The sequence below is a fragment of the Ahniella affigens genome (assembly GCF_003015185.1).
Taxonomy (GTDB): domain Bacteria; phylum Pseudomonadota; class Gammaproteobacteria; order Xanthomonadales; family Ahniellaceae; genus Ahniella; species Ahniella affigens.
This window is the reverse complement of record NZ_CP027860.1, coordinates 5,270,950-5,295,086: the sequence shown is the minus strand read 5'-3', so window position 1 is coordinate 5,295,086 and position 24,137 is coordinate 5,270,950. Positions and strand designations below refer to the sequence as shown.

Annotated in this window: 17 protein-coding genes; 14 read left to right on the top strand and 3 right to left on the bottom strand. The window is 61.3% G+C overall.

The annotated features are described in order from the left end of the window. Nucleotides 1-86 precede the first annotated feature (86 nt). The 6 genes from C7S18_RS20515 to C7S18_RS20490 all read left to right on the top strand — a co-directional run bounded on the left by C7S18_RS20515 (nt 87) and on the right by C7S18_RS20490 (nt 9,903). Entirely contained in the window at nt 87-2,375 is a 2,289-nt protein-coding gene (locus C7S18_RS20515) for a serine/threonine-protein kinase (RefSeq protein WP_106893323.1), read from the top strand. Between the two features lie 391 nt (nt 2,376-2,766). Continuing rightward, the gene (locus C7S18_RS24295) at nt 2,767-3,123 is read left to right on the top strand and encodes a hypothetical protein (protein ID WP_146152045.1); all 357 of its coding nucleotides are present in this window, start codon (nt 2,767-2,769) and stop codon (nt 3,121-3,123) included. A gap of 205 nt (nt 3,124-3,328) precedes the next feature. Beyond that, nucleotides 3,329-5,257, top strand: a complete 1,929-nt coding sequence (locus C7S18_RS20505) for a tail fiber domain-containing protein (RefSeq protein ID WP_170113393.1) — start codon at nt 3,329-3,331, stop codon at nt 5,255-5,257. Between the two features lie 701 nt (nt 5,258-5,958). Then, nucleotides 5,959-6,516 (top strand): hypothetical protein, encoded by a 558-nt coding sequence (locus C7S18_RS20500; protein WP_146152044.1) that lies wholly within the window; start codon nt 5,959-5,961, stop codon nt 6,514-6,516. 111 nt (nt 6,517-6,627) lie between these two features. Then, nucleotides 6,628-7,551 carry an acyltransferase gene (locus C7S18_RS20495; RefSeq protein ID WP_106893319.1) on the top strand — a complete coding sequence of 308 codons (924 nt, stop codon included), beginning with the start codon at nt 6,628-6,630 and terminating at the stop codon, nt 7,549-7,551. Nucleotides 7,552-7,797: 246 nt separating this feature from the next. Then, nucleotides 7,798-9,903, top strand: a complete 2,106-nt coding sequence (locus tag C7S18_RS20490; protein ID WP_106894126.1) for a S9 family peptidase — start codon at nt 7,798-7,800, stop codon at nt 9,901-9,903. Between the two features lie 398 nt (nt 9,904-10,301). Here the strand turns inward: C7S18_RS20490 and C7S18_RS20485 are convergent, their stop codons facing one another. Together C7S18_RS20485 and C7S18_RS20480 are read right to left on the bottom strand one after the other, a co-directional pair. Continuing rightward, nucleotides 10,302-13,415: an efflux RND transporter permease subunit gene (locus tag C7S18_RS20485; RefSeq protein WP_106893318.1), complete on the bottom strand. Its 3,114-nt coding sequence runs from the start codon at nt 13,413-13,415 to the stop codon at nt 10,302-10,304. Nucleotides 13,416-13,425: 10 nt separating this feature from the next. Then, nucleotides 13,426-14,490, bottom strand: a complete 1,065-nt coding sequence (locus C7S18_RS20480; RefSeq protein WP_170113392.1) for an efflux RND transporter periplasmic adaptor subunit — start codon at nt 14,488-14,490, stop codon at nt 13,426-13,428. Nucleotides 14,491-15,074: 584 nt separating this feature from the next. Here C7S18_RS20480 and C7S18_RS24605 point away from each other — a divergent pair. Further along, nucleotides 15,075-15,215: a hypothetical protein gene (locus tag C7S18_RS24605; protein ID WP_170113391.1), complete on the top strand. Its 141-nt coding sequence runs from the start codon at nt 15,075-15,077 to the stop codon at nt 15,213-15,215. A gap of 208 nt (nt 15,216-15,423) precedes the next feature. On the opposite strand, the gene radC is transcribed toward C7S18_RS24605, so the two are convergent. Continuing rightward, on the bottom strand, nt 15,424-16,098 hold the full coding sequence (radC, locus tag C7S18_RS20475) for a RadC family protein (protein WP_106893316.1): 675 nt from the start codon (nt 16,096-16,098) through the stop codon (nt 15,424-15,426). 288 nt (nt 16,099-16,386) lie between these two features. Here radC and C7S18_RS20470 point away from each other — a divergent pair, with 288 nt between their 5' ends. The 7 genes from C7S18_RS20470 to C7S18_RS20440 all read left to right on the top strand — a co-directional run bounded on the left by C7S18_RS20470 (nt 16,387) and on the right by C7S18_RS20440 (nt 24,062). Further along, nucleotides 16,387-16,695, top strand: coding sequence for a hypothetical protein (locus C7S18_RS20470; protein WP_106893315.1), 309 nt, complete (start codon nt 16,387-16,389; stop codon nt 16,693-16,695). Beyond that, the gene (locus tag C7S18_RS20465; protein ID WP_106893314.1) at nt 16,695-17,474 is read left to right on the top strand and encodes a hypothetical protein; all 780 of its coding nucleotides are present in this window, start codon (nt 16,695-16,697) and stop codon (nt 17,472-17,474) included. Before C7S18_RS20470 ends, C7S18_RS20465 begins: the two co-directional genes overlap by 1 nt. Next, the gene (locus C7S18_RS20460; protein WP_106893313.1) at nt 17,471-17,704 is read left to right on the top strand and encodes a hypothetical protein; all 234 of its coding nucleotides are present in this window, start codon (nt 17,471-17,473) and stop codon (nt 17,702-17,704) included. The genes C7S18_RS20465 and C7S18_RS20460 overlap by 4 nt, the downstream gene beginning before the upstream one ends. A 390-nt stretch (nt 17,705-18,094) precedes the next feature. Beyond that, the gene (gene coaBC, locus C7S18_RS20455) at nt 18,095-19,291 is read left to right on the top strand and encodes a bifunctional phosphopantothenoylcysteine decarboxylase/phosphopantothenate--cysteine ligase CoaBC (protein WP_106893312.1); all 1,197 of its coding nucleotides are present in this window, start codon (nt 18,095-18,097) and stop codon (nt 19,289-19,291) included. Continuing rightward, nucleotides 19,288-19,743: a dUTP diphosphatase gene (dut, locus tag C7S18_RS20450; protein WP_106893311.1), complete on the top strand. Its 456-nt coding sequence runs from the start codon at nt 19,288-19,290 to the stop codon at nt 19,741-19,743. Before coaBC ends, dut begins: the two co-directional genes overlap by 4 nt. Before the next feature lie 16 nt (nt 19,744-19,759). Further along, entirely contained in the window at nt 19,760-22,216 is a 2,457-nt protein-coding gene (locus tag C7S18_RS25160; protein ID WP_276309415.1) for a phosphomannomutase/phosphoglucomutase, read from the top strand. Further along, nucleotides 22,191-24,062 (top strand): diguanylate cyclase, encoded by a 1,872-nt coding sequence (locus tag C7S18_RS20440; protein ID WP_106893310.1) that lies wholly within the window; start codon nt 22,191-22,193, stop codon nt 24,060-24,062. The genes C7S18_RS25160 and C7S18_RS20440 overlap by 26 nt, the downstream gene beginning before the upstream one ends. The last annotated feature ends 75 nt before the right edge of the window (nt 24,063-24,137 follow it).

Here is a 24,137-nt window from a genome sequence, read left to right as displayed (position 1 = left end):
GTGTTTGATGAGAGGGGTCGGTGATTGATCCCGGTGCTAGCAATTCACAGCACGGTGTGGGGCTGAACGCGAGGAGGCGAGGCAAGATGGCAAGCAGAGCAGCGTCAGACCAGATCGGCGCGGTGTTGAAGCAGCTTCTGGAACTACCAGCGTCTCAGCGGTCCGCAGCGTTTGCCGGAATGGCACTCGATCCGTCCGTGCGCGCGCTCGTACAAATCGCGCTGCAGTCGAGTCCCGACCTGAGTGAAACCGAACCGGCGCTACGCTCAGGATTGCCGCATCGCGCGCGCACGTTGGAGCGCGGCGACATTCTCGGGGTCTGGCGCATCGAGCGCGACCTGGGCAAGGGCGGCATGGGCTCGGTCTTCGAGGTGTGCCGCATCGATGGGCACTTCAAGCAACGCGGTGCGCTGAAATGGCTTACTGGTCTGCCGGGACCGGAAGCACGCGAATACTTTGCGCGTGAGCGTCAAGTGCTTGCCGACCTCAGTCATCCCAACATTGCCCGGCTGCTGGATGGCGGCGCCACGGCTGACGGTGATCCCTATCTGGTGATGGAGTTGATCGAGGGCCAGCACATCGATGTCTGGTGCCATCAGCATCGACCCGATCCGAAGCGACTGTTGAATCTCTTCTGCATGGTTGCCGAAGCCGTGGCGTTTGCCCATCGGCAACTGGTGCTGCATTGTGATCTGAAGCCATCGAACATTCTGATAACCGAGCCATTGCGACCAGTGCTTCTTGACTTTGGCATCGCGCGACTGCTCGATCAGGCAGATCGTCGCGATCAGGAAACGCCGGCGCCGCATGCGTTCTCCCCCGGTTACGCAAGCCCCGAACATCAGGCTGGACGCGTGTCGACTCAGAGTGATGTCTATAGCCTGGGCGTTATTTTGGGTGAGCTCCTTCACGCATCCGGGCATAGCAATCCGGAGCTGCACTGCATCGTCGATCGCGCCACGCAGGACGAACCGCAGCGCCGCTATGGATCCGTTGATGCGCTGATAGATGATTTACATCGCTACCAGCAGCATTTGCCGATTCGGGCGTGGCCGCCCGATCATCTGTATCGCACACAGAAGTGGCTGCGTCGAAACTGGCTCAGTGCTGGTTTGAGTGCGGCCGCGATTCTTGGGTTGGGTCTTGGCACGGTGCTCGCCTTCAGCGGCTTTCGCCAAGCCGAGCGTGACCGTGATCTCGCATTGGCGGCGCAATCACGAGCCGAGCAGGAGCGGGCGGCAGCACAAGCGGTTGCGGACTTCATGGTCGAGGACCTGCTGCTGAGTGCCGACGTCAACACGCGCGGTCGCGATGCCCGCGACGTCACTGTGCTGGATGCGATGGCCGCTGGCCTCGCCAATATCGAATCGCGTTTTGCCGGGCATCCCGAAACGGAGGGCCGTGTTCGCTTTGCGATCGGCACGGTATACAAACACTTGAACCGGATGGCGGAAGCCGAGCAGCAACACAGTCAGGCATTGGCATTGCTTCAGAACAGCCTCGGCGAGTCCCATGAACTCAGTCTCGAAGCGCTGAACGGTCTGGCCGGAATCTATCTGCGGACCGGCGACTTCGACCTGGCGAAGCGTGACTATGATCAGGGCCACGCGTTGGCGATGAAGGCGTTTGGCCCTGATGCTCCGATCACTCTGAATTTCGCAGGCCAGCGTGTGGTGATTGCGTTTCTCACCCAGGATCTTTCGTTTGGCATTCCGTTCGCCGAACAACTGCTCCAAAATCCTATTCTGGCCGAAGGCGCCACCGAAGCGGTGCGGGGCATGCAGATCCGCCACAACTACGGTCGCCTGCTCGCCGTTCGAGGCGATTTGGATGCAGCCGAGGCGATCTTTCAGAACGCGTGGCGATTCCGCCGTCAGCATTTTGGACCCGATGCGCTGAACACGCTCGAAGCTGAGGCCAGCCTGTCCGAGTCCCTACTTCGGCGAGGGCAGTTTGGCGAGGCCGAAGCGCGTTACCGCGACTTGCTGGCACGCTATGAACATGTGACGGGACGGGAACACGCAGCGGTCGCAACGATGCTGCAGAACTTGGGTCGCGCCCTGGCGGCGCAAGGTAAGCACGCCGACGCGATGAATCACTATCGCGAGGCGTTGGAGATCACGGATCGACTATTTGGCAAAGGCAAGATCCTGTCTGGGCAAATCCAATTGCGAATCGCTCAGAGTCAATTGGCTCAAGGTGACGTGGCGAACGCGATCAGCCAGTTCCTCGGTGCCGAAGCGATTCTGGCCAAACAGTTTCCAATGACGCACGAGCATCGGCAGGAGCTCGCCGTTGGTCTCGCTGATGCGTATCGTCGATCCGGCCGTGAGAGTGATGCTCAGGCGCTGGAGCATCGTCTGAGTAAACCTTGACGATCGGCGCAGGATTGCAGCAAGCGTCGGTAGGCGTGTTGGCTTCGGGGATACGCGTGCCCAGATCTGTTTGCGCGTGCGGCCACCACACCATTCGCCGAGTCCCATTCGTCGCACCCAAGTGCAGGACGCGCGTCTCAGCCTCTGGCTGACTATCGATCCGCCAGCAACTTGTTGAGCAGACTAAGCCGAGACAATGAGCGCGCCGCAGGTGCACGCAAACGATACGCGCAGACGTCGCACGCAATCGTCGCGCGCGAACGAGGCTCAGTACGAAATCGCACGCCCATTTTTGGCTTTAGCGAAGAAATATTTCTCGCATTTTTCTGGCGGGTCGCGCAGCGCGCTTGCGTATCTGTGGGCAAGCCACAAGACACCGAGGAGGATGGCGATGAACATGATGAGAGACCGTGTTGGATTCGCGGCAGCGGGGTTCCTGCTGATGACGTTGCTGGTACCGGACGTTGCAGTTGCAGGCGAAGCGGCCCACACCTTGGCGCCACTGAGCCCGTATCGTTTGACCAAACAACTGATTGCTGGCGGCGGTGCCCGAATGACCAGTGTTCGCTATGCGCTGATCGGCAGTATCGGCCAGAGCGTTGCGGGTCCGCGCAGCCAGTCGCGGTATCGACTCGATCAAGGGTTTCATCAACGCGTCACACTGACTGTTCCGTGGAGCTTCACCAGAAGCGATGGCGTCTCTGACGAGGCTCCGGTCGATCCGGATAGCTTGGGCGGGTCTGAATAGCGCCGTCCCGGACGTTCAGACGCTCGCTGAGTCCCGCACCTGTCCGGACTCAGTGCACCGTAATCAAGCGGTTTCCCGATCACCAGCAAGAGAAACCGCGATCAGCGCCTCGCTCGCCGCGAACCATCGGTTCGGCTTTCGTCGGATCCGTTCGACTACCAGCGCTTTTGCATCACCCTATTTCATTCACTTGAGGACAAAACCCATGCGTCACACCACTTTGGCCAGCTTGTTGCTGGCGCTCTGTAGCCCCGCTTTTGCCATGAGCACCGCCTTCACGTATCAGGGCAGTCTGGAAGATGCGGGTTTGCCCGCTAACGGGACATTCGATTTCAGCTTTGAACTACTTGACCATCAAACCATCGTTCGTGAGGACGTGACCGTCATTGATGGCTTGTTCACCGTTGATCTCGACTTTGGCCCGGCGATCACGATGGGCGACTACGAGTTGCTCGTCGGGGTTCGCCCCGGCAATCAGACTGGTGCCTTCGCGCCACTGAATACCAGCACCCCGATTCGACCCGTACCGCAAGCCCAGGTGGCCGAATTTGCGGGCGAGGCGGCAAGCGTCAGCCCCAATGCAGTCGGCGCTGTGGGCATCATTGATGGGAGCGTCGGCGCGGCCGAGATCAATAGCACTGAGGTGCAGCGACGGGTGGCCGGAAGCTGCGGGGCAAATGAGGCGATCCGCAGCGTCGCGGCCGATGGTTCGGTGACTTGCAGTGTCACCAGCGGCGCAGTGTCTGCCGTAACGGCGATCAACACGGGTTCTGGATTGACGGGCGGGCCAATCACGAGCAGCGGCACGATTTCGGTCGCGTCGAACGGCATTACGAGTTCGCACATCGGTGACGGCGAGGTCGGCGTCTTCGACATCAATGTCAACGAAGTGCAGCGGCGCGTGGTCGGCAATTGCCCGGCGGGCAGTGCGATCCGGAGCATCGCGAATGATGGATCATCCGCCTGCACGGCGATCTCTGGCGTGTCCTGGGCGCTGAGCGGGAATGCCGGTACGAACGCAAGCAACAACTTCCTCGGTACAACGGATGCCCAGCCGCTCGTCCTCCGCGCGTGGAACTCGCAAGTGATGAAGCTCGAAGCCGTCAGCTCCAGCGCGAACATCGCCGCTGGCAGTTCGGCCAACGTCGTGGCGTCCGGGGTTCGCGGTGGCACCGTCGTGGGTGGCGGCGCCATTCCGCTATCCGAGGGCGTGTTGTTCTTTGAGGAACCTAACGTCGCCTACGACCACTACGCGTCGGTATTTGGCGGCCTGGCTAACCGTGCTGGGAGCGCCGATGCGAATCCGAGCAATGCGCGTTATGCCACGGTTTTAGGTGGCATGGGCCTACGCGCCACGGCAGAGAGTTCGACGGCAGTGGGTGGTGCAAGCAATCGTGCGGTGGCAGAATACGCCACAACGGTGGGCGGTTACGCGAGCCTGGCCTACGGCCCGTACTCAGTCATTGCAGGTGGCAGTGGCAACGGCACGACGGGGACGTATGCGGCGGCAATCGGCGGTCAGGGCAATTGCGCTGGCGGCGCTGCGTCGTTTGCTGCGGGAACCTCGGCAAAGGTACGGCCAGCCAGTACTGGCACCCTGCCAACCGGATGCGAGAACATTTCGCGCACCACGGACAACAACGGCGACGAGGGCACCTTTGTGTGGGCTGATGCGTCGAGCACGACGCCGTTTGTGTCGAGCGGCCCCAACAAGTTTGAAGTGCGGGCGACGGGTGGTGTGCGTCTGGTCACTAACAGCGCATCGACGGCCGGTGTCACGTTGGCTGCTGGGAGTGGCAGCTGGAGCAGCATCAGTGACCGCAACATGAAGGACGACATCAAGACGGTTGACTCCGAATTGGTGCTGCAGCATGTGAGCACTTTGCCGATCTATACCTGGCGCTACAAAGCGCAAGCAGCCGATATTCGGCACATGGGCCCCATGGCGCAAGATTTCCACGCGGCGTTCAAACTCAATGGCTCGGATGACCGCTCCATCGCAACGGTCGATCCAGATGGCGTGGCCCTGGCGGCAATTCAGGGATTGAACACCAAGCTGGAACGCGAGAATGCGGCACTCCGCGCTCGGTTGGACGCCATTGAAGCCGCGTTGGGCCTGACGCCGAAGCTGTAGTCGGCGTGGGTGGCGTCATGAACACGTGCTGTGATGGCGCCAGATCAACAATCCGACCCGGTCGTGGCGGCTCCGCTTCCGAGCGCGCAGGCAAAGCTTGACGCTTGGGGAGCCTCTGAACCGGTTCGGAGGCTCCCTAAAGCGCTTCGGTACTCGTCAGTGACGCATCCTCCCATACGCCTACCGGCGCCGGCGCTTCTATCGCCGTATGCCACGCGCATGTGAGCGAGCCGCCACCACGGTTTGCAAGGCTCTGGCACTGGCCTCACCGCTGCTCGCTTACTCGTTTTTGCTGGCTTCTCGAAGCGCGGGCGCGCTCGGATGTGTGTGTTGCGCGGGAACCGAATTTGGTTTGCGCGGAATTTGGTCCGAATCTGCCTGCATGGGTCGAATTGTGTGCAGCCTTGAGTGCAATGGCCCGAATTTGGCAAGATCGCAGTGTTTCCGGGAGGGTCAGAGTCAACAGTTGGCTTGATTCAGTGCGACTTCCTGACCCGCCTCGACTCTGGGCGAATTCAGAGTCCTTGCATACTTGGAGCATGTTTGTGACGGCTTGCGTTCGTCCTGTGTTGTATCGGCTGAGCGTCGCATGCTGCTTCGCCTGCGCGTGCTCGGGTACCTGGGCGGCCCAAACTGGGACAAAACCAGACGTGCCGTTTGCGTGGACGCTGCCTGCGGACGCATTGCAAGTGGATGCCCGGATGAACGTTTATCTGGCGGGTCAGAGCGATACCCCGGCGGATCCGTTTCATGGTCAGCTGCCGCTGGCGCTTTCGTTGGATGGCGCCAAGTGGTTGCAGTTTCCTCGCATCGAAGGTGAGGTCGGTTGTGCGGGCCAGATCAGCCTCGTTGGCCCGGACGGTGGCACGTGCATGCTATCGAATACCGAGATTGCACCGGCCAACGGTTTTTCCGGCACAGCATCCGCGGAGCGCGCGTTCTATCTCGTCGGCGTGTTTGCAAAACAACCGGACCCAGCCGCGCCGCCCGACACCTTGACCGTGTCAGCACAGGACACCGCCCGGGAACTGACACCCGAGCTGAATCAGGTGTTTGCGGTGGGTGATGGCCGTACGACTGATGGGATGCTGCAGACCATCGTCGTGCCGGATGGCGCCGATACGCTGTATCTCGGATATGCCGACGCCGCCGGTTTGATTGGGCATCCGGGCTACTACGAGGACAACGTCGGGCAGTTGCGGCTGACATGGTCACGCCTGGCAGCACCGCCTGAATCTGGCAAGAGTCCTGGTCCCTGACGGAAGTGGTAGGCGCGACGTCGCCGCTGACCAAGGCGCTGCTATCCTCGCTTGCGTTGGGGCCGCGTCCTGCGCCCTGGCCATCTGAGACGACGAGTTGCATCCACCGCCATGATCACCACCTTTGCTCACTGGATCCGCGCCAGCATTGCCGGCGGCCTGGTATCGATCAACACGCTGCTGCATGCCGCGCCGATCGTAAGTTTGTCGCTCGCCAAGCTCGCGTTGCCAATTCGGTCGCTGCGCCGTGAGCTATCGCTCTGGATGGCGGCATTGGGTGAAAGCTGGATCGGCGTCAACAATCGACTGATGGCGTGGCTCACGCCTACACGCTGGGTACTGTCGGGCGATCTGGCCTTGAGTCGCGCGCGGCGCTATCTGGTGCTCAGCAATCATCAAAGTTGGGTCGATATCCCGGTCCTGCAGAAGGTGCTGAATCGTCGCATCCCCTTTCAGCGCTTCTTTCTGAAAGACAGCCTGTTCTGGGTTCCGGTACTCGGATTGGCTTGGTGGGCTCTGGATTTTCCGTTCATGAAGCGGGCGAGCAAGTCCGAGATTGCCAAGAACCCTAAGCTCGCTACGCGTGATCTCGACGCCGCGCGCAAAGCCTGTGCAAAATTTCGTGAGCTGCCGGTGTCGATCATGAATTTTGTCGAGGGCACCCGCGCCAACGCGCGGAAGCTCGCGGAGTCGTCGTACCGGCATTTGCTGCAGCCCAAGTCCGGGGGCGTGGCGCAGGTATTGAACTCGATGGGCGAACTGCTGGACGGCATCGTCGACGTGACCATCGTCTATCCGGATGGCCGCCCGACGATCATGGACCTGATCGCTGGCAAGATCCGGGAGATCCGCGTTGATCTGAGCTTCCGGCCCGTGCCCGCTGAGCTGCTGGGCGGCAACTACGAGACCGATCCCGATTATCGGAAGCGGTTTCAGGCGTGGCTGAACACGCTTTGGGCGGAGAAGGACGCGCGGATCGAGCAACTGTTGAGTGTGGCGCGCGCGTCGCCTGAACCAACTCCGGCAGCGAGCTGAGTCGCAGCGGCAGCGCAGCGCTCGCCCTGCTTCGACTGCCACTTGGGAGCCTCTGAACAAGTTCCGAGGCGATGAGTCCGGACACGTGCCGGACTCATTGCGGGTCTGAAAGTCCAGGATGGACTTGTTCAGTCCCTCCCTTGTCGCGGTTGCCCACAATCGGCGATGCTCGGGGTTTACCCTCACGATCGGTGTCCCATGAAGCGTCCTGTGATCAAGGCCTTGGCCCTTGGCCTGTCAGTGTCGATGCTGGCAGCATGCTCGCCCGAGCCCACCACCGCGCCGGAAGCGAGCGCCACACCCACGCCGCCGGTCGCCGCAAAACGCCCTTATGAGGTCGTCGCGCCGCACGGTGCCAAGCGTCAGGACGAGTACTACTGGCTGCGCGATGACAGTCGCCAGAACCCGGAAATGCTCCAGTATCTGGAGGCCGAGAACCGCTACGCGGATGCCGTGCTGGCACCACAACAAGCGCTGCGCGACACGCTCTATGCCGAACTAACCGGGCGGATTCAGCAGGACGATTCGACCGTGCCTTACCGGAAGAGTGGTTACTGGCACTACACCCGCTACGAAGCGGGCCAGGAGTACCCGATTCATGCGCGCCGCAAGGACGCCATCGACGCACCCGAGGAAGTGCTCCTCGATGTGAATGCGCTCGCGGCCGGCAAGGGGTTCTATCGGATCGGGGCGTTTGAATTGAGCCCGGATCAAACGTTGTTGGCGTATAGCGACGACACCGTCGGGCGATTGCAGTACCGCATCCACATCAAAGATCTCAGCACCGGCGACATGCTGCCGGATGTCATCGACGGCGCCGCCCCGGACATCCTGTGGGCCAAGGATCAAAAGCGGGTGTTTTATATCGAGAACGATCCGGTCACCTTGCTCAGCACGCGCGTGAAGCAACACGTGCTCGGAACTGATCCGAGCACGGACACCGTGGTCTATGAAGAGACGGACAAGAGTTACTACCTCAGTCTCTACCAGACCACGAGCGAGGCGTTTCTGTGTGTCCACCTGGAGAGCACGGTGTCGACTGAAGACCGCTGCACGCCCGCGGCAAATCCAGGTGCGTTCGAGGCCATGGTCCCGCGCGAGCGCGATTTCATTTACTACGCCGATCACCTTAATGGACAGTGGTTTCTACGGACCAATTGGGACGCACCAAATTTCCGCGTTGTCAGAGCTGCGTCATCGGATGTGGCAGACCGCAGCCAGTGGCAGGATGTCGTCGCGCACGATCCAAAAGTGTTCATTGGTGCCATGGCACTGTTCAATGGGTTCCTTGCCGTTGAAGCGCGGCGGGATGGTTTGAACCAGTTGCGAATCTTGCCGAATGACGGCGAATCCACACCGGTCGCCGCCGATGAGCCCGCGTATTTCATGGAACTCGATGTCAACGCCGAGCCGGATACCGACTGGGTCCGCTATCGTTATGCGTCGCTGGCCACACCCAACACCGTCTATGAACTGAACGTCAAGACGGGCGAGCGCAAGCAGCTGAAGCAGGACACGATTCTGGGCGGCTTTGAGCGCAACAACTATGTGGTGGAGCGCGTATGGGCGCCGTCGCGTGATGGCACCACACAGATTCCGGTCAGCCTCCTGTATCGAAAAGGCTTCGAGAAGAACGGCAAGGCCGCGCTGTTCCAGTACGGTTACGGCAGCTATGGCAGCAATACCGAGCCAGTTTTCAATTCGACCCTGCTGAGTCTCGTTGATCGCGGTGTCGTCTATGCCATTGCGCATGTTCGTGGCGGGCAGGAAATGGGCCGCGACTGGTACGAACAAGGCCGTTTGATGCTGAAGGTCAACACGTTCAACGATTTCATCGATGTGACGCGATACCTGGTGGCGCAAGGTTATGCTGATAAAAAGCGCGTGGCCGCGATGGGTCGCTCGGCGGGCGGCCTCCTGATGGGCGCGATCACGAACATGGCTCCCGATGACTACCGGGTGATCGTCACCCAGGTACCCTTCGTCGATGTCGTCACGACGATGCTGGATGAGTCGATTCCGCTGACGACGAACGAGTTCGACGAATGGGGCAATCCGGCCGATCCGGCGTTCTACGAATACATGCTGTCGTACTCGCCTTACGACCAGATCGAGGCGAAGGCGTATCCGTCGCTGTACGTGGGTACCGGTTTATGGGATTCGCAGGTGCAGTACTTCGAGCCGGCCAAGTATGTAGCTCGGATGCGTGCCAAGAAAGCCGACAACAACCCCCTAGTCTTCCGCGTCAACATGGAGGCCGGTCACGGTGGCAAGTCCGGCCGCCTGCAACGCTTTCGGGAAGCTTCGGAGTATCAAGCGTTCATGCTGACCGAGCTTGGGATCAAGCAGTAGCGAAGGCTGCTTCGAATCGGGTCGCCGTATTGATCGCTGCCGTGATCGATTTGCGATTGCGCCATCTGTGGCGTTCCGGCTAAGGCTGGTGGTCAACAGTCTGATATGCCAAGTCTGATTGCGTCCGTCCTGGACCTATTCAGACCGACCAGAACGATTTTCGTCGTTCCAACGCAGTCACTGGTTCACCAGCAGCCCATCAAACTCACCCCGGATCAAGTCCGGGGTAACGAGAGGGGGATTGGGAGCTTTTGGGAAACCGATCCTTCCTACGATTTGAATCAGCGGATCGGTCACGACGCACGCCCTAGCGATTCGTCGCCCCGGACCTGACAGTCCAGGCGATCCAACCGCGAGGTTGGCCGCAACGAGTTGGCGACGCTGTCGCTTTACCCGCCTTAGGCCTCCGTCACCGGCGTCGTCGCTTCCAAGTGCTCCAGTGTGCGGGTGCGCTCCTCAGGGCTCTTGGTGTAGGGCGCGAGCCACAAATAGAACGCCGGCACGATGTAGAGCGACAGGAACGTCGACAAAGTCACGCCGAACACGACGACTACGCCAATGGTCGCGCGGCTCGCCGAGCCAGGACCACCTTCAAGAATCAACGGCATCGCGCCGGCGACCGTGGCGATGGAAGTCATCAGAATCGGCCGCAGACGGGTGCTCGATGCTTCCAAAATGGCGTCGCGTACGCTGAGTCCGGCATCCCGTCTTTGGTTCGCGAATTCAACGATCAAGATGCCGTTCTTCGCCGCCAGCCCCACCAGCATGATGATGCCGATCTGACTGAACAAGTTCAGCGAGCCACTGGTCAGCGCCAGCCCGACCAACGCACCAAATACTGCCAACGGCACGGTGAGCATGATCACCAGCGGATGCATGAAACTCTCAAACTGGGCCGCGAGCACCAGATAGACGATGAGCAACGCCATCGCAAACGTGAACAACACCGCGGTACCGGACTGGTGGTACTCGCGGGACTCGCCCTTATAGTCCAGCTGGGCCGTCTGGGGTAGTTCATCGCCGGCCGTTTGCTCGATCCATTCGATGGCTTGGCCCAACGTGTAACCCGGAGCAATTGCTGCCGAGATCGTGATCGCACGCAGGCGGTTGAACCGATTCAGGCTGCCGGGCTCGGCCAATTCGCTCAACGTGACGACGCTGGCAAGCGGTACCAGTTCGCCGCTTTCCGCGCGCACATAGAGGTTGTTGAGGTCGGCGGGCGCCGCTCGGTTGTCGCGATCGGCCTGCAACATCACATCGTATTCCTCGCCATCTTCGACGAAGGTGGTGACGCGGCGCGAGCCCATCATTGTTTCCAGGGTGCGGCCAATGTCAGAGAGCGACACGCCCAGCGCTGCGGCGCGGTCACGATCGACCGACACCCGGATTTGGGGGCGCGTTTCCTTGTAGTCCGAGTCCACCGAGAACAGCCCGGGATTGGTCTCCATTTTCGCCATCAGGCGATCACGCCAATCGACGAGCTCCGCATAGTCGGGCCCGCCAATGACGATCTGAAATGGCTGGCCTTGCGTTCGCACGAGCCCTTGCCGAATCTGAGCCAGACCACGCACACCGGCCACGCGGTTCAAGTCAGCCCGCACCTGATCCACGACGGCAGCGGTACTGATGTCGCGCTGGCTCCAGGGCTTCAACACCACGATGCCTTGACCGGTATGCATTTCCTCACTCGCACCGAAGCCGCCGGGCACGCGAATGTTGACGCGCTCCACCGGTTGTCCGTCGCCCGTGTATTTCAGCAGGAGCTTTTCCACCTCGCCAACCTGGGCGACGGTGTAATCAAAGCCGGCGCCCTCAGGACCCACCACCGACAAAAAGAATGCGCCACGATCTTCCGGCGGCGCCAACTCGCGCGGCACGATCTTGCCAAGCCCGTAGCTCACCAGGAGCGCACCAACCATGACGCCAAGGCAAATGATCGGGTGCTTGACGACAGTCTGCAGCGTCGCCATGTAGCGACGCGACAGTCCGCCCAGAAATCCATCGATCGATGCCGTGATCCGGTTGGCCTGGGTATGCTTCTTCAGCATCAACGAGCACATCATCGGCGTCAACGTCAGCGCCACAAATGCCGAAATCGCCACCGCCGACGCCAGGGCCACGGCCAGCTCGCGAAACAGTCGGCCATTGTTGCCCTCCATGAAGGACACCGGCACAAACACCGCCACCAGAACCGCCGTCGTCGCGATCACGGCGAACGCGACCTGGCGGGTGCCACGCAGCGCGGCCAACGCGACGGGTTCGCCCAGATCTACCCGCCGCTGCGCGTTCTCCAACACGACGATCGCATCGTCGACGACGAGGCCAATGGCCAGAATCAGCGCCAGCAAGGTCAGCAGATTGATCGAAAAGCCAAATACCCAAAGCGCGAAGAAGGCGGCGATCAAACAGACGGGTACCGTGACCGCTGGCACCAGTGCGGCGCGCAGTGAGCCGAGGAATAGAAAGATCACAAGCACGACCAGAACCGTCGCTTCGATCAGCGTTTTGTAAACCTGATAGACCGCGTCATCGATAAACACCGTGGAGTCGAAGGTGACGCCGATTCGCATGCCCTCGGGCAGCCCATCATTGATGCGCTCGATTTCGGCCTTGACCAGATTGGCGACATCGAGACTATTGGCGGTTGACGTCTTGATGATGCCAAGGCCGATCTGCGGCGTACCATTACCGCGGAACATCGCGCGGCGATCGCTCGACTCCACCGCGACGCGCGCCACTTCGCCCAAGCGGGTGACATGCCCATCGGCGCTGCGGTGCACGGGCAGGGCTTCAAAGTCGGCGGCTGCGGTGTACGCGCGGTCGATGCGCAGCGTGAAATCGCGCGTGTCAGACTCCAGGCGACCTGCCGGCAATTCGATGTTTTCGGCGCGCAACGCGTTTTCGATCTCTGCAATGGTCAGCTGCCGAGCGGCCATCGCATTGCGATCGAGCCAGATCCGCATTGCGTAGCGCTGGCTGCCGCCGATGCGAATCTGGGCAACGCCATCGAGGCTGGTCAGGCGGTCGATGATGTAGCGTTCGGCATAGTCGGTTAATGCGAGCGAATCGAGCTGTGGTGCACTCAGGTTCAGCCACATGATCACTTCGGCATCGCCTTCGACTTTGGCGACCTGTGGGGCATCGGACTCCACCGGCAGACGATCGGCGACGCGACTGACGGCGTCACGCACATCGTTGGCCGCACCTTCGATATCGCGGGTCAATGTGAAGTCAATCGTGATGGTCGAGCGACCGTTGCGGCTTTGCGATTGAATCACTTCGACGCCTTCAATGCCCGAGAGCGCGTCTTCGAGCACTTGCGTGATGCGCGTCTCGACGACACCCGCGGAAGCACCCGGATACGTGGTGTCGACCGACACAACCGGCGGATCGATATTGGGCAATTCGCGCAATGGCAGACGGCTGAAGGCAATCAGACCGAGCACGATCAGCAACAGACTCAGCACCGTCGCAAAGACTGGTCGGCGGATCGACAGATCAGAGATCATCATGGTCGTGGCCTCAGGACTGTTTCTGAGGAGCCGTGCCCGCTTCGGTCACTTTGGCGCCGGGCCGGAGTTTGACGATGCCTTCGACCACGATCCGGTCCCCAGTTGCCACCCCCGAACTCAGTTCCACCCGGCCGCGTTCGCGCGCGCCGATTTGCACTGGAACCTGGGCCACCGTGCCATCGGCGCCAACGCGGTAGACAAAAGCATTGCGGCCAATCTGCAACAACGCGAGTTCGGGTACGGCGAGCGTGACTCGCGGCGCCTGTTGTACGCGCACCGTCATCAACATGCCTGGCCGGAGTCGGCGGTCGGGATTCGGGATTTCAGCCCGCGCTTGCACCGTTCGGCTATTCGGGTCGACGCGCGAATCGATGGTTTTCAGGATGCCGGTAAACGGTTCGTTCGGGAACGCCGCGCTGTGCGCTTCAACCGTGAGACCTGGGGCGAGCGCCGTAATCAGCGTCTCAGGCACCGAAAAATCGAGTTTGATCAACGACACATCATCGAGTGTCGCGATCATGGTGCCCGGCGTCACCAACATTCCGGGGCTGATTTGGCGCAGGCCGAGCACGCCATTGAACGGCGCGGTGATCACCCGGTCTGACAACTGCGCACGGACCTGATCCATCCGGGCGCGCGCAGCGTCTCTATTCGCACGCTGGGTGTCGAGCTGACTGCTCGGTATCAGCTTCTTCCCAGCGAGATCTTCGGCGCGCGTCAGTTGTTGCTCGGCTTCCTTGTACGAAGCGCGTGCTTCCTCAAGTCCGGCCAGTTGCACCTTGCCGGTCAGGTCCACCAGCACTTGGCCGGCTTCGACGAAGTCGCCGCTGTCAAAGGCAACCTTCTGGACCGTCTCACTGACCTTTGCCGTGATGGTGACCGACTCATTGGCCTTCGCGGTGCCCAAGGCTTGAACGGAGTCCTGCCAGTCGCTTGGCGCGAGCACGGTTGTGGTGACCACGACTGGCGCGCCGCCGCCTGCGCCGGGACCACCTGGCACTGAGGGCCCCCGATTGCAGGCGGCCAATATCAAAATGGTTAATCCAAGCAGTGCTCGGCGGTGCATCAACATCATGGCATTGCTCCAATAAGTGTGGTGCGGCCAAATGGGCGTTCGGAAAGCACCGATGAAACAGGACAAGCCGCATAGGATACGCGCTGAGTTTGGTTGCGCGCTGTGAAATTTGTGCAGACTCCGCCCACAGTCGGGCCGATGCCGGCGTTGTTGTTGCTCGTTTTTGGAGGGTTGCGCAACCGTGTCGAAAGTCGCGTGCCAAAAGTCCAGGCTGCGGGCTCCAATCAGGTTTGGAGGCGTTGAAGACTGAACGGGCGTATTGGCAGACCCCTGAAGTCGCATCTACGTCGCAGCAGGTCGCACCAATTTCAGGTTGCGACTGGCGCTGATTGCATGAACTGGGTCATCCGCGCAAAGTGCTAGGCAATCTCGCCATCTTGCGTCTAAAAATGAGAAAAGGCTGTGGGAGACTTTGCTGACTCGCTTCAGCGGAGACCCAGCTCGTTTGAGTTTCTGGCATTGAGCGATGCACTTGGTGGCGTATGTACCAGCAGGTTCCGCCGGTTGGTGATCATCGCGTCCAAGTCCAGCAATCGCATGCATCATGGTGCGATCTTTAGACACGACCTTTTGGAGAATGAGTCATGGTTGAATTACTGTTCGCGTTGATCCTTGCTGGCGCTCAGTCCGGCATTATTGGTGACGAGGTGCCACCACCGCCCCCACCACCGCCGCCAACCGAGGGCACCGATTGTTGCCCTGGCGAAGGCGGGCTTTGGGACTAACTCGACTCGCGAGACGCTGGTCCGACAGCTGGTTAGTAGCGCAAGCGTCCTGTTTGCCTTGGGCGCTTGTCGCTGTATTGCGCCAAGATCGTTTAGCATCCGCGGCAGCGCATCGTTTGCTCGCCGACGGTCGGTGATTTGGCAAGTTCTTCGGCTACGCCAATGGGTGGTCGCGATGGGATCGCAGGAGGAATAGGCAAGGGAGCCCTCACATCATGCCCTTCGCCGCCAGCGAACACGTGTGATCTCCCGCAACAATCAGATGGTCAAGCACACGGACATCAATCAGTCGCAACGCCTCGACGATCTTTTCGGTCAGCAAGAGGTCCGCGCGACTTGGTTCCTGACTGCCGGATGGGTGGTTGTGCGCGAGGATCACCGCATGGGCGTTGTGGCTTAGCACACGTTTGACGATCTCGCGCGGGTGGACTTCGGTCTGGCTCAGCGTGCCGGTGAACAATTCCTCGACTTCGATCAGGCGGAGTCGGGTATCGAGGAAGGCACAGGCGAAGACTTCGCGGTCGCGATGGGCGAGCAGGCAGCGAAAATATTCCGCGGCGCGGTCAGGCGATTCCAGATGCGTTTGATGGCGCCAGGCTTGCGCGTAGCTTCGGCGCACGAGTTCGATGCTCGCGAGCAGCAGGGCGGTCTTGCCGGGGCCTAGGCCGCGGAGGCTTGAAAGCTTTTTCCGGTCGCTGCCAAGGAGGCCGCGGAAGCCACCGTTATCACGGAGCAGGTCGCCGGCAAGCGCCAAGGCATCGCGGCCCTTGATGCCGGTGCCGAGAAAGATGGCGAGCAGTTCCGGGTCGCTCAAGACGGCAGCGCCGTCTCGGAGCAGGCGTTCGCGGGGGCGTTGTTCGGGGTCGAGTTGATTGAGATTCATTGAGAGAGCATGGCGGATCGTCGATTGCCGCGCCTTGGGGGATTTCTGGATTTTGCCTAGGCATTTTCTGAGTTGATCTCGGAAACAGCTGAGCGCGGCGGACCCGCCTTGTCTGGTGTTTTGAATTTGACTACATTCGAACGCTGAGCTTGGGAGCGACAGGTGCTCACCTCTTTTGGAGCATTGCCACGCGAACGCTGCAGACAGGGGTCGGCGCCATGCCGCAATGCGTTGCCGTGCGCGCTGGTGGCGCTCGTCCTAGGACCGCTTAGTGGGTGCAGTACGGTCATGTTGACGCGCGGAGCAGGTAGGGAATCCCCGCACCTCGTCGAACATCACTTCGGCTACGTCCGTATCGAGCGCGAGCAGGCGCCGCCACTGCTGGCCGACCGCGAGCAGGTCACGTCTTTCGGACTGTGGGTGCAGCAGGGGATCGGCCTGGGCTTTCGGCGACAAGACGCGGTGTATCTGCCCGAGTCCTGTCGCGTCGTGTTCTTTATCGATAACGAGGCGCTACTCCAGCGCACGTTGTCGCTCATTCGCGAACAATCGGGGACGGAGGGGCTATGCGCAGTCGAAGGTCAGGACTTTCATTAATGGCAGCTTTAGTGGTGGTGACGAGCGGGTGTTCGGTACCGCATCGCGATGTATTGCTGTTCGGGACCGACACCAGCCTGGGCGTGAACGTGGGCGCTGACCCCGCCGCCGCGCAGGTCACCAATGTCTCCATCGGCTACAAGCGCCGGGAAGCGGTGTACATGCCCCTGGTGGTCAATGGCACCGACTCCAAGTTCACGAACGACGGCAAGAACATGAAGTATGCAGGGCGTGCCGAAGGTCAGCCGGCGGGCGAAGGTGGCAAGGACACGTATTCGGTCTTCGCGAGCTTTGGCGGCAGCGCCCGCGCGGCCACCGCCCAAGGTGGCGCCCAGGTCGCGCAGTTCTTCGCAACCGGTATTGCGGCACAACGTCTCGCCAAGTCCGACCGCGTGACGGAGTTGGTATCGACCAGTGCACCCCAGGCAACCGAAGAGGCGGCCGCTGCGGCAGCAGCGCGACCGCTGACCGTATCCATGGACACCTTGCCGCCAGCTGCCAAGGCCAGCGTCGTCCAGCAAATGCAGCAGCAACTGACGGGCGCCACGATGGTCAGCAGCTTCGTCACCGCCACGAACGGCAGCATCGACACGGCCAAGCGCGACTGCCTGGTCGGCAAAGTCGGCCTGACGGGTCCACAGCAAACGGCGTTGACCAATGCCGCGACGCCAGCCGATCTCAACGCACAGCTGTCGTCCAACCTGTTCTTTGACGTGACGCCAGACCTGGTCGCGGCACTGCCGTCTTGCCAAACCCCACCCACTGGAGGCACACCGTGATAGAGCTGGATCAAAAGACCGTCAGCGATCTGCGTATTGATTTCTGCAAGACGCAGGCAGATGCCGACGCCCGAATCAACATGCTCTCCGCCCTTGGCAATCGAAAAGGCCTGCTGGTCACAGCGGACGGCACGGCAATCCGCCAGTTCTTGGACGCGGCCGGGACCCCAAGCGGCACCAATATCAAGAGCTTTGGCGACGGGTTCGTCGTGATCAGCTGGTCTGCCTGAGCCGTTGCCGCGGACGTCGCATCAGCGCTTTGAGCCGCCACCCGCGCGATCTGGCTGGTTTGGAGCACTCGTCCAGGACGCCTTCCAACTTGCGATTGTGCCGTCCCTGGCGCAATCGGGCGAATTGGTTTCGAGCAATCTACTCGTTTCAGGCCAAGCGGGGCCAATAGCTCGTTCGCGCGGCTGCGCGGGGATACGGGGGCGTTGCGGCTCGGGCCTGGTCCGGGTCTGGGACAGCGGCTCGGAAACAGCTATTTGGGATGTCCATAGGAGCCCGCCCCATGCTTCGTAGGCCGGCAACGATTCGCCCAAAAGCCATGACCAGTGCCTAGGTTGAATTCCGGAAAAAGGCTAAGCTAGGCCAGAATTTGCCTGGAAAAAGGATTCGCTGTGCAGGGCGAGAAAATATTGCTCGGCGTTACCGGCGGCATTGCTGCCTACAAGGCCTGTGAACTGGTCCGGCGTCTGCGTGAGCAGGGTGCCGAGGTACAGGTGGTGATGACTGAGAATGCCACCCGATTTGTGACGGCCGCGACGTTTCAGGCGCTATCCGGGCATCCGGTCCGCACGAGCCTGTGGGATGAGGCCGCTGAGGCGGCGATGGGTCATATCGAGCTGGCGCGCTGGGCGGATCGAATCCTGATCGCGCCCGCTACAGCGGAAACCTTGGCGCGACTCGCGCACGGTCACGCCAACGACTTGCTGAGCACGCTCTGTCTGGCCAGCGACCGGCCGAAATGGCTGGCCCCGGCCATGAACCGTGTGATGTGGGCGAATCCGGCCACCGTTGCGAACGTCGCGCTGCTGAAGTCGCGGGGTTACCAACTGCTCGGTCCGGACTCGGGCGAGCAGGCGTGCGGGGAGACCGGCGAGGGCCGGATGCTGGAGCCCACCCACATTGTGGATCAGCTCGGCAAATGGCACCTGCGTTCGTCGGCAATGCAGGGTCTGAAGGTGCTGGTCAATGCCGGTCCGACGCTGGAAGACATCGACCCGGTCCGCTACATCGGCAACCGAAGCTCCGGGAAAATGGGTTTTTCGGTCGCCGAAGCCGCCGCACTCGCTGGTGCCGAAGTGTGTTTGATCGCCGGACCGGTGCATCTGCCAACGCCGCTCGGGGTGCGGCGGATCGATATTCGGTCTGCCACCGAACTCCTGCAATGCATGCTGAGCGAGGCGCCACACGCCGATATCGTCATTGCGTCGGCGGCCGTGGCGGATTTCCGGGTGCGGGAAATAGCGAAACAGAAGATCAAGCGCGGGCCAGACGGCATTCATCTGGACTTGGTGCCGAATCCGGACGTCTTGGCCGAGGTCGCCAAGGTACAGCCACGGCCGTTCCTGGTTGGTTTTGCCGCCGAAACCGAAAACGTCCTGACCTATGCGCGCCTGAAGCTCGACAAGAAAAACATCGATCTGATTGCCGCCAATGACGTGGCTCGACCGGGCTGCGGTTTTGACGCAAACGAGAATGCGCTGACCTTGATCAGTCGCGACCAACAGTGGCATTTCGCCCAGGCGGGCAAGAGCGAATTGGCCGGCCAGCTGATCACGCAAGTTGCGGCGCTTTACCGAGGCCGGTCATGACGCCGGTCGACCTGAAGATTCTGGACCCGCGGCTGGGCCGCGAATTTCCGCTGCCAACGTATGCGACAGAAGGCTCGGCTGGGCTCGATCTGCGGGCAATGGTGGCCACCGCGATGGCGCTCGGCCCGGGCCAATGCGAGCTGATCCCGACAGGCATGGCCATCCACATCGCCGACCCGAACCTGGCTGCGGTCATCCTGCCGCGCTCGGGGCTCGGTCATAAGCATGGCATTGTGCTTGGTAATCTGGTCGGGTTGATTGACTCTGATTACCAGGGTCAAGTTTTTGTGTCGTGCTGGAATCGCAGTCAACAGCCGTTTACGATCGAACCCGGCGAACGCTTGGCACAGCTGGTATTTTTACCCGTGGTCAGGGCCCAATTCCGGCTGGTCGAGCAATTTGTCGACAGCGCGCGCGGCGCTGGCGGCTTCGGACACTCTGGACGTAACTGATTTTGGAATCTGACCCATGCTGAGTTTCGGCAAAAAAACCGCCCTGCAAGCGGCCATGGAAGGCAAGGGCTCGGAGCTCGACGCGGCCCGGCTTGGCACGACCGCAGGTCTCGGCCTGTGCGTGGTCTTTGGTCTGGTGTTTCTGGCCGAGGGGTTCCAGACCTTTCGCGAATCGAGTTCGGTGGAGCATCTCCGGGCCCAGCGCGGCGAACTCGTTACCGCAGTGGGTCAAGCGGTCAAGAATTGGCAAGCCGATCTCAAGCTGGCGCTCGACAACAACAACCTGCGCTCGAACCTGACGGTGCTTGACGGGACCGCACAACTGCAGGGCCGGATCGAGCTGAACAAGGTACTGCCTGACCTCGATGACGCGCAGTTCTTCAGCCCCGACCTCACTGAGCTCGATGGCGTCGATCTGGCGCAATTCGGATATGCCAAAGCGTCGATTCTGACCGAGGCACGAGAGCTCGACGGGCAGGCCCGGGTGCAGGCGCACTCCTGTACCAAAACTGCTAATCGTTACTGTCTGGCCATGGCGCAAAGGGTCATGAACGGTGACCAAGTGCTGGCGCTGGCTTACATCAAGCGAAGCCTGCCGAAGATTGAAAGCCTGCGTCCCGATGTCGATGCTGGTGTCGGCAGTCTGGATTTTCAGATGGGCACGCGTGTTGGTGCAATGGTCCCGCTGGAGCACCTCGGCGGCGGGAATTCCAGTGACCCGATGGTTGATCGCCCCGTACCCGTCGAGGGCAGCGTGTTTTCGGTGATGGCCACCTCGCCAAGCCTGTTCAAGCCAAGCCTGTTTCTGACGTTTCTTGAAGGGCGGTCCAGTACGAGCAGCTTCCTGATCGGTCTGGTCATGCTGGCGGTGGCGGGCGCACTGGTATTCAAACGCCTGCGGATGCCAAAGCTTTTGGCCGCCGTGGTGCCCGCAGCAACCACGCAAGCCGCGCCTACCGAGGCCGACCTGGCCAAGAAGTTGGCGGCGATCAAAGACCATGGCGAAGCTGCGTCTGGCATGGAAGTGAATGAGCATGCCGAACCCGAAGTCGCCGCTCCCGCCGCCAAGGCGGAGCGACCAATGGCCGGCGGCGGCAGTGGCGCGATCGATCGGAGCATTTTCCGGGCCTACGACATCCGCGGGGTAGTCGGGAGCACGCTGACCACCGGTACGGCCATGTTGATTGGCCAAGCGGTTGGCTCGGTGGTGCGCGAGAAGGGTTTGCGCGAAGTCGTGGTGGGTCGTGACGGCCGCCTGTCTGGACCTGAGTTGTCGGAAGCCATCATCAAAGGCCTGCGGAACGCGGGTTGCGATGTCGTCGATGTCGGCGCCGTGCCGACGCCTGTGCTGTATTTTGCAACCCACCAGCTGCGCACCGGGTCGGGCATCATGGTGACCGGCAGCCATAATCCGCCGGAATACAACGGCTTCAAGATTGTGGTGGCGGGCGAGACGTTGGCCGAGGACGCGATCCAGGATTTGTTCGCCCGTATTGTCGAAGGGCGGCTGGCGCATGGTTCTGGTGGCCTGCAATCGATTGATATCCAGTCTGACTACATCGAGCGGATCGTCGGGGACATTCAAGTCACGCGCCCACTGAAGGTGGTGGTCGATGCTGGGAATGGCATTGCCGGCGGCGTTGGGCCACAAGTGCTCGCGGGCATTGGTTGCGACGTCGTGCCGCTCTATTGTGAGGTGGACGGCCGGTTCCCGAATCATCATCCCGACCCGAGTGATCCGCACAACCTCGAAGATCTGAAGGTGGCCATCAAGCAATTCGACGCCGATCTCGGTCTCGCTTTCGATGGCGACGGCGATCGGCTGGGCGTGGTCACGAAGGGTGGCGACGTGATCTTCCCGGATCGTCTGCTGATGCTGTTTGCCCAGGACGTACTGACCCGCAACCCCGGCGCGTCGATCATTTACGACGTCAAGTGCACCGGGCAGCTATCGGAAGTGATCATCCGCGCCGGTGGCGCGCCCGTCATGTGGAAGACGGGTCACTCGCTGATCAAGGCCAAGATGAAAGAAGAGGACGCGGCGCTGGCTGGCGAAATGAGCGGCCACTTCTTCTTCAAGGAACGCTGGTACGGGTTCGATGACGGCATTTATTCGGCCGCGCGTTTGCTCGACATTCTGGCTGAGCGTCCAGAGACGCCAGACCAGGTATTTGCCGAGCTGCCGAACAGCGTCAGTACGCCTGAACTGAAGATTCAAATGACGGAAGGCGCCCACTACGAATTCATGGAACGCTTCCGCGAACGAGCCAAGTTCCCGGGTGCACGGGTTACCACGATCGATGGCGTTCGCGCCGATTACAAGGACGGCTTCGGCTTGGTTCGTTGCTCCAACACCACGCCTTGTCTGGTGCTGCGCTTTGAGTCGGTCAACAAGATCGGCCTGAACCGCATCCAGGACACGTTCCGCTCCCAGTTGCTGGCTTTGGATGCCAAGCTGGTATTGCCATTCTGAAGCAACCCTGACCGGCCTCCGCGTCCGCCGCTTGGCGACGCGGGCGGCGCAAAGCTGTCTCCGAACCTGCTTCGCCGTGCTGGCACTTTGCGCGTGCGCGCTGTCGGCGATGGCCGCCGACAACGGTCTCGTTGTCCGTTGTGGCGCGACCGACCCGGTGCCGCTCCGGCCGTATCTGTCCGTGTTCCGCGATCCGACTGGGCAACTCGATCTGGCCGCGATCCGGGCGCGCGATTCGCAATTCGAGTCGTTACCCGCAGGGAGCGGGCTGAACTTGAGTTACACCGCCGATACGGTTTGGCTGCGCCTGCGAATACGTTCGGCATGTGTCGAGACTGAGTCGAGGTTCGTTGAGTTCGACTATGCCTCGCTCGATCACGCGGTCCTGTTTCTCGATGCGGATGTCGTCCAGCAGGCGGGCGACCGAGTGCCGTTTTCAGAACGTCCGTTCCAGCACCGCAATCCGCTGTTCAGCGTCACCCTGGCGCCTGGCGCCGACCGCGTCCTGTATTGGCGGGTACGGTCCGAAGGGAGTCTGACCATCAATCCAACGCTATGGCCGCCGCTGGCATTTACCCGGCATAGCCAGCACGCTTATGCCGCTCATGCCTTCTACTTCGGCATGCTGCTCGCCCTGGCGGCATACAACCTGCTGCTGTTTACCGTGCTACGCGAACGGGTTTACCTGCTTTATGTCGGGTTTGTGCTCGCCGTGGGAATAGGGATCGCGTCGATCTACGGGCTGGCGGCCGAGTTCCTGTGGCCAGAATGGGTCGACTGGAGCAATCGCGCGTTGATCATCAGCTTCGCGTTTTCCGGGGTGGTCGGGCCATTGTTCACGCGGGATTTCTTGGGCACGGCCCACGCCGCTCCGGGTTGGCATCGCTGGCTCGGTGTGGCGGCGGCGGCGCATGTGGGCATGATGTTGGTGGGTGTATTCGCGCCGATGCGCCTCGGCATGCAGTTGATGTCGCTCTCGACGATCGTCAATTGCGCACTGATGTGGGGTGGTGGGGTGGTCTGCCTGCGCCGTCGCGTGCCCGGGGCACGCCTGTTCGTCCTGTCCTGGGCCATACTGTTGCTCGGCGGCATCTTGATGGGTCTGCGCAATTTTGGGCTTTTGCCGACGAACGCCGCCACGCTCTATGCAATGGAGATCGGCTCGGCGCTAGAAATGCTGCTGCTGTCGTTTGCGCTGGCAGCGCGTTTTGAGCGCATCAAACAGGAGCGGGCAGCGGCTCAGGCCGACGCGCTGCACGCTCAGCGCGCGCTCGTCAGCTCGTTGCAACAGCAGGAGCGCGAACTGGAGCAACGCGTCACCGAGCGAACCGAGGCGTTGGCTGCCGCGAATGCGCGCCTGCAATCGCTCGCGGCGTTGGATCCCCTGACCGGACTCGGCAATCGCACGGCGCTCTATGGGTGGCTCAATGATCTGCTTGCCGATCGAGATCGGCGCTTTTCGCTCTTGTTGGTTGACCTGGACGGGTTCAAAGCGGTCAACGACCAACTCGGCCACGCCGCCGGGGACCAGCTGTTGATTGAGCTTTCCGAACGCTGGCACGCGGGACTTCGCCAAGGTGAGCGCTTGGCACGACTTGGGGGTGACGAGTTCGTCCTGATCAGCGAGTTGGCCGCCGGACAAGACAGTGCCGAGGCGGTGGCAGCGACCCTTCGCGCTGCGCTCAAGGCACCCATGCGTGCGGCGCCTGGTGCGAGCATTGATGCGAGCATCGGAGTCGCCCTTCGGCAAGCTGACGAGGATCAGCCCGATGCCCTGTTGCGACGGGCCGATCGTGCGATGTATCAGGCCAAGGCTGCGGGTCGTGGTCGCGTGGTGCTGGCCTGATCGGGAGTTGGTGCCGGCGCTCGCCGCATCCGCTCTGGCGCGTCTGATCAAGTCCATTGTGGACGTTCAGACCCA